At 64.0% G+C, this 4456-nt stretch carries 5 protein-coding genes; 1 reads left to right on the plus strand and 4 read right to left on the minus strand.

Annotated elements, in window-relative coordinates; translation table 11 throughout:
- Window positions 1–232 precede the first annotated feature (232 nt).
- The gene (locus HCZ87_RS19915; RefSeq protein WP_167646743.1) at window positions 233–670 is read left to right on the plus strand and encodes a DMT family transporter; all 438 of its coding nucleotides are present in this window, start codon (window positions 233–235) and stop codon (window positions 668–670) included.
- Between the two features lie 92 nt (window positions 671–762).
- Here the strand turns inward: HCZ87_RS19915 and HCZ87_RS19920 are convergent, their stop codons facing one another.
- The 4 genes from HCZ87_RS19920 to HCZ87_RS19935 form a co-directional block, all read right to left on the minus strand.
- On the minus strand, window positions 763–1563 hold the full coding sequence (locus HCZ87_RS19920; protein WP_167646745.1) for a bifunctional 2-polyprenyl-6-hydroxyphenol methylase/3-demethylubiquinol 3-O-methyltransferase UbiG: 801 nt from the start codon (window positions 1561–1563) through the stop codon (window positions 763–765).
- A 217-nt stretch (window positions 1564–1780) separates the two neighbouring features.
- Window positions 1781–2464, minus strand: coding sequence for an ABC transporter ATP-binding protein (locus HCZ87_RS19925; RefSeq protein WP_167646747.1), 684 nt, complete (start codon window positions 2462–2464; stop codon window positions 1781–1783).
- The gene (locus HCZ87_RS19930) at window positions 2457–3740 is read right to left on the minus strand and encodes a lipoprotein-releasing ABC transporter permease subunit (RefSeq protein ID WP_167646749.1); all 1284 of its coding nucleotides are present in this window, start codon (window positions 3738–3740) and stop codon (window positions 2457–2459) included. Before HCZ87_RS19930 ends, HCZ87_RS19925 begins: the two co-directional genes overlap by 8 nt.
- An 87-nt stretch (window positions 3741–3827) precedes the next feature.
- Window positions 3828–4340, minus strand: a complete 513-nt coding sequence (locus HCZ87_RS19935) for a DUF2937 family protein (RefSeq protein WP_167646751.1) — start codon at window positions 4338–4340, stop codon at window positions 3828–3830.
- Between the last annotated feature and the right edge of the window lie 116 nt (window positions 4341–4456).

Below are 4456 nucleotides of genomic sequence, written 5' to 3' on the forward strand. Positions count from 1 at the left end.
GGATCTGACCCTGGTGGCGGCGCCGCCATTGCTGACGTCTTGCTCCCGCTCTCCGGGACAACAGCCCTCATTTCCCCCGCGCCTTGTCCCTCTCCCCTGCCGGACGAGAGGCCCTTTGGCCTGTCCGCAGCCCGCGCCGATGAAACCCGCTTGCCCCCCGCCTTCGCCTGCCACAAACTGGCCGCAAAACACGCAGCGAACCAGGGGCGCAAGGATGGGAAGGACCAGTGACATGACCCAATACGCATTGATCATGCTGGCGGCAGGGATCGGCATCCCGGTGCTGGCAGCGCTGAACGCGCGCCTGGGACAGCTGCTCGGCGCGCCGGGCGCCGCCTCGGTGGTGCTCTTTGCGGTGGCCTTTGCCGCGGCGCTGGCGTTTTACGCGCTGTTTGGCCCCAAGACGCTGACGCAGGTGGCCGGAGCCCCGAAACACCTGCTGCTGGCCGGGCTTCTGGTGGCGTTTTACGTGCTCTCCATCACCCATGTCGCCCCGCATTTCGGAGTCGGCAACGCGGTGTTCTTTGTGCTCCTGGGCCAGCTGATCTCGGCGGCGGCAATTGATCACTTCGGCCTGTTCGGCGCGCAAGTGAGCCCAATCACCCTGATGCGCGCGCTGGGAATTTCGGTGATGGCGGCGGGAGTCTGGCTCACCCAGATCGCCGCCTGAGCAGGTTCTGAAACGCTGTCATCCTAGGCGCATCCGAGGTCGGCAGTGAGCCCATTGCAGACGGTTGTCAGAATGCGAATGGGATGCCGGGATTACATCCTTCTTGCGTGCAAAAGGTAGCTCATGGGAATTTGAGCCTCTCGGCCTTCGTAGTCGTCATACTCTGGCTCCCGAATCGAGTACCCGAACTCTTTCAAGGCCCTGATGGCCATCCCGTTGGCAGCGCAGGATGTTACGATCTGACCGAGTGTATGGATGAACCAGTAGCCTGTTTCGCCCGAACCATGATCAACCCCATCATATGAGATTAGCCCTTCTTCCTTGAGTGGCTCCGTTCGGAAATAGCTGATCGCAGGTTCATGAGGCGTTTCGCTTTCCGGATCGAACATTTCCATGACGGGATGGGTTTCATAGATCAACAAGTGTCCACCAGGGGATAGAAGGCCCGCAATGACACGGAAAAAACCGTCGAGGTCGGGCATCCAGTTCAGCACGCCGATCGTGATCAGGACCAGATCAAACGTACCAACGTCTTCGGGCAATTCATAGATGTCAGCTTCGATCAGACGAGGTTCGAGGCCTGCCGCCTTGGCCAATAGTCGCCCTTGCTCGAGGAAAGCGCCCGATTGGTCAATGCCCACCGAGGGTAAAATGTTCAGCGAAGCAAGCGACAGCAACTCTCGTGCATTATTGCAACCAACCTGCGCCGCCGATCTTCCTTCGATCCCCAGTGCGCGGATCGCTTCGGTCAGTTCCTGATCCAACACGGAAAACCCCGGTCGGGCGGCTTGTTCCAAAAGGCTGTCCCACTCCGTTCCTTGAGCGTGCAATGAGGCCGAAGCGTTCCAAGCGGCTTTGTTTGCAGCTGTTATCGAATTGATAGAGTCCGCCATGGTCAGAATTCCTCGAAACGTGGTTGCGTGATAGATCGGTATCTCTTGCAAAGTCGAAAGGCAATGTCGGGCAGTGTCCGGTTCGTCCCGCACTGCCGCCATTCGCGCAAACCACTGCGAAGATCCGAACCGGATCAACGCGGTCAAGCTGCGCGCCCCAGAAAAGCCCTCGCAACGCGTCAGTGACATGGCAGGCTCAACAGCCCGCCCGCTCTGATCAGCCCGCGCGCAGCACGCCCTCTTCCAGCCGCAGCACCCGGTCCATCTTTGCGGCCAGCTCCAGGTTATGGGTGGCGATCAGCGCCGAGAGGCCGGTCTCGGCCACCAGCCGCAACAGCACCTCAAACACCTGATCCGAGGTCGCCGGGTCCAGATTGCCGGTGGGCTCATCCGCCAGCAGGATCTTCGGGCGATTGGCAAGCGCACGGCACACCGCAACCCGCTGTTGCTCGCCCCCAGAAAGCGCTGCCGGTCGATGCGCGGCGCGGCCCTCCAGCCCCACCAGCGCCAACAGCTCGGCGCCGCGCGCCTCTGCCGCCCGTTGGCTCACGCCATTGGCAAGCTGCGGCAGCACGATGTTTTCCAGCGCTGTAAACTCGGGCAGCAGATGGTGAAACTGATAGACAAACCCTACGTCCTGACGCCGGATCCGGGTGCGCTTGCGATCACTCGCGCCGCTCATATCCTGGCCGCTGATCGTCACCGCGCCCGCATCGGCGGTATCCAGGAGCCCGGCAATATGCAGCAGCGTCGATTTGCCCGCCCCCGAGGGCGCCACCAGCGCCACCACCTCGCCCGCATGCAGGGTCAGATCGGCCCCGCGCAGCACCGCAACCTCGCCCGGGGTGCCGGGCAGGTAGGTCTTGCTCAGCCCCCGCAGATCCAGCGTGATCTCACTCATAGCGCAACGCCTCCACCGGGTTCAGCCGCGCCGCGCGGCGGGCCGGAAATATGGTCACCAGAAACGACAGCCCCAAAGACAGCGCCACCGCCGAGGCGACGTCGCCCGCGCGCAGCTGCGCCGGCAGCGCATAGATGCCCCGGATCGACGGATCCCAGACCCCGCCCCCCATGGCATAGTTCACAAAGGAGAAAATCGGGTCGATATAGATCGCAAACAGGCAGCCAAGGATCACCCCCAGTGCGGTGCCGATCACCCCGGTGACCGAGCCGCAGATGAAAAACACCCGCATGATCGACCCCTCGCTGAGGCCAATGGTGCGCAGGATGCCAATGTCGCGCCCCTTGTTCTTGACCAGCATGATCAGCCCCGACACGATATTCATCGTCGCGATCAGCACCAGGATCGACAGGATCACGAACATCACATTGTCCTCGACCTCCAGCGCCCGCAGGAAACCGCCGGAACTGTCGCGCCAGCTCCAGACGCCATAGCCCTGCCCCGCCGCCTGCAACAGCGGCAGCACATATGTGTCGATGGCCTCGGGATCCGCCACCATGACCTCGATCTCATCCGCCACGCCCTCGCGGTTGAAATAGCTCTGCGCCTCGGCAAAGGGCAGATAGGCGCGGGTGCTGTCGATGTCATAGCGTCCGGCGGTGAAGATATAGACCACCTCATAGGCATTCACGCGGGGGCTGGTGCCAAAGGCGGTCTTGACGCCATTGGGCGAGATCAGCTTGACCTTGTCGCCAATCCGCAGCCCCAATGTGCGCGCCACGCCAGAGCCAAGGGCGATGCCCTCGTCAAACCGCGCCAGATCGCCATAGGAGCCCTCGCTCTCGGCCACGCCGGGGATCTTGGCCAGATCCGCCGCCTGGATGCCATAGACCTGCACCCCGGCGTTGCGGTCGGCGCGGCTGGCCATCACCTGCCCCTTGATCAGCGGCGCAGCCTGCACCACGCCGGGCACCTCGGCCACCCGCGCAGCCAGCGCGTCATAATCCGTGATGGTGCGATCCAGCCGCCCGGCCTCGGTCACTTCGCCATGGGCATAGACGGTGGCATGGGCATTGGCGCCAAGGATGGTGCCGACAAATTCAGCGCGAAAACCGGAGCGCACCGCCAGCGTCGCGATCAGCGCAAAGACCGCCAACGTGATACCGATGAGCGAGATCCAGGTCATCACCGAGACCCCGCCCTCAGAGCGGCGGGCGCGCAGATAGCGCCAGGCAATCATCCATTCAAAGCGGGAAAAAGGCGCAGGTGCGGCCATTTAGGCTGTCTTTCTCATGTGGCGCATGGCCTGAACGGGCATGCGGGGCAAGCGTCGCGCAGACCCTAGGCGGCGGCGCGAGATGGGTCAAGCCAGCCGGTCGCGACGGCGCCCCCCGCGCGCAAGACCTCGCCGCAACGCCCCGAGCACAAGCCAGACCACGCCCCCCGCCAGCAGCCCGCCGCCGCCCGCCAGCAGCAGCGCATCGGGCGCGATGGAGAGCGTCGGCTCAAAGGCGCCATAGGTCGCGGCGGCGATCTCCGGGTCGGCAAAGCGGCCAAGGTTCAGCACCCGCGCCACCGGAGCCATCGCCGAAAGCTCGCGCAGATCCGCCGAGAGCGCCAGATAGCGGTCAATGGTCCGCGCCATGCTCTCGGCCCGGGCCGCACCCATCTCGCCGCCCCGGGCCAGTTGCACCAGGGCCGCGCTGCGCTCCAGCCCCAGCGCCGCCGCGTCGGTGTCAAACTCCGCCACCACCCGGCGCAGCGCGTCCACATGGCCGCCGAGCCGTTGCAGATAGGCCTGCGCATAGGCGGGAAACTGCGACAGACCAGCGCCCGCGCAAAGGCCCGCAAGTATTGCCAGCGCCCGTGTGATCATCCTCTCGCCTCCTGCACATCCCATCACGAGGGCCAAATCTAACCGCCCCACAAAGGCGCCGGTAGGGGAAAGCCAGGCTCTCCCGCCCCCTTTTGACGTTTTGCCTGTGGCAAAAT

The sequence above is a fragment of the Phaeobacter sp. HF9A genome, from assembly GCF_011806385.1.
Classification (GTDB): domain Bacteria; phylum Pseudomonadota; class Alphaproteobacteria; order Rhodobacterales; family Rhodobacteraceae; genus Epibacterium.